Origin of the sequence: uncultured Holdemanella sp. (assembly GCF_934772795.1) — a bacterium.
Taxonomy (GTDB): Bacteria; Bacillota_I; Bacilli_A; order Erysipelotrichales; family Erysipelotrichaceae; genus Holdemanella.
In genome coordinates, this window is sequence record NZ_CAKVMR010000128.1 from 1 (window position 1) to 1,573 (window position 1,573).

At 36.3% G+C, this 1,573-nt stretch carries 2 protein-coding genes; both read left to right on the top strand.

From position 1 onward, the window contains the following. Positions 1 to 396: 4Fe-4S binding protein (locus Q0F04_RS11845; protein WP_295753543.1), on the top strand; the 396-nt coding region annotated here is incomplete at its 5' end. Positions 397 to 415: 19 nt separating this feature from the next. Continuing rightward, a complete protein-coding gene (locus tag Q0F04_RS11850; protein WP_295753545.1) occupies positions 416 to 1,309 on the top strand; it encodes a TlpA disulfide reductase family protein in 894 nt (297 codons plus the stop codon). Positions 1,310 to 1,573 lie beyond the last annotated feature (264 nt).

The following is a 1,573-nucleotide window of genomic DNA, read 5'->3' on the forward strand; positions in this document are numbered from 1 at the left end:
TGTCCACAAGGTGTATTGGAAGGGGCAATTCCTTTATCACTTGGAAATGCGGCAATTCGTTCTGCTCTTGGAAAATTATTTACATTTAAGAGTGTGATTCTTGTGAGTGTGATTGTGTTGAGTATTCTATTCTATCGTCCATTCTGTAAGTGGATCTGTCCACTTGGGGCAATTTATTCTTTATTTAATAAAGTGTCATTGCTTAGTATTCAGGTTGAACATGATAAGTGTGTTGGATGTCAGCAGTGTACAAAAGCATGTAAGATGGATGTAAATGTATTGAAGACACCAAATCATCCGGAATGTATTCGATGCGGGGCATGTATGAAAGTGTGTCCGAAAAATGCAATCCATTATCAATTTATGGGAAAAGATGTATCAAAAGATAAAAAATAAGTTAAAGGAGAAATAAAACATGAATTTATCAAAAAACATTTTTAAGATCGTTACTTTAAGTGCAGTATTAGCACTTACAGCCTGTTCCACAAAAACAAACAGTGCTGTAAGCAATACGACACAGTCTTCCTCATCTTCTGAAACAGCAGGAGAAACGAATCCTGAATTGAATGATTTATATCAGCAGGAAAATCAATTGTTTGCGGATCATAAGGAAGCCTGGGATAAGGTGTTTAATATGATGAACAAGGGAAATGCGGATCCTAATGCAGATTATGCAGAATACCTGGCATCTGCGGTTGAAGGAAACAAAGATGAATTTACAGAAGAAGAATATAAAACATTAACGGAAGATCTTGAAAAGATCCGTGAAATTGAAAAGAAGATTTCTGAACTTGAAAGCAAGCAGAGTACATCTGCATCCAGTGAAGAAAGTTCCAGTGAAAGTTCATTTGCGGATTTATCTGGTGTAGATTTTGATGGTAATAAAGTAGATAAGAGTCTTTTCTCTAAGAATGCAGTCACAGTTTTGAATTTCTGGTTTACCGGATGCAAACCTTGTGTTGAAGAACTTCCAAAGTTGAATAAATTGAATGAAGCAATCAAGGCAAAGGGTGGAGAAGTTGTAGGCATCAATACAGATACATTTGATGGAAGTGAATCTGCAATCAAAGATGCTAAGAAAGTTCTGGAACAGCAGGGTGCAAAGTATCGTAATCTTTCTATTGATTCTTCTTGTGATGTAGGTAAGTATGCATCTAATATCATGGCATTCCCTACAACAGTTCTTGTTGATAGAAATGGCAAGATCGTAGGTGAACCATTACTTGGTGGTGTTGATAATCAGGAAAACTATGATGCTTTAATGAAGCAGATTGAATCTGTGATTGCAGCAGACAGTGCAGCAAAGTAAAAGATAAACGTAGTGGAAGACACTGCGTTTCAGAGTGTTGACAAAGTGACATTTTAAACGATGTCACTTTTTGTTTTTGAGACATGCAATAAATTGGCGCTTCAAAATTTGATGAGGTGTCAAAAAATTAATTTTCAAATAACATGAGGATTGAATGAATTTCAACACCTCAAACAACTTGAGCGACGGGAAATGAGACCCAATGCCCTGCTTCTTGGTTATTTGGAATGAACGGTAGTGTATTTCTGGTTTTTGCTTTTGGGT